At 57.6% G+C, this 271-nt stretch carries 1 protein-coding gene; it reads left to right on the forward strand.

Features of this window, described 5'->3' with window-relative positions; genetic code table 11:
- A partial coding sequence (locus V0R37_RS22215; protein ID WP_420376568.1) for a TrkA C-terminal domain-containing protein occupies positions 1-271 on the forward strand: 271 nt, incomplete at both ends.

Below are 271 nucleotides of genomic sequence, written 5' to 3' on the forward strand. Positions count from 1 at the left end.
TGCCGGAAAACGATTTTGAAATGTTCGTCTATACGGTGGAAAACCAGGACCTGGACGATGTGCCTATCCGGCTGCTGCGGTTTCCCTCCGGCGCCTTGATCTCGGCGTTGTTCCGCAACCACGTCATGCTCCACCCCAAAGGCAGCACCCGACTGAAGCCGGGGGATGTGATCTGCGTGATTGGTCGCAGTGAAGACCTGGTGGCCCTGAACCGCTTGTTCAATGGCGATGCCAAGCTCAAGCAGGAGCGGGCGTTCTTCGGTACCTTTAC

It is taken from the genome of Pollutimonas rozaliensis (genome assembly GCF_048751585.1).
In the GTDB taxonomy this organism is placed as follows: domain Bacteria; phylum Pseudomonadota; class Gammaproteobacteria; order Burkholderiales; family Burkholderiaceae_B.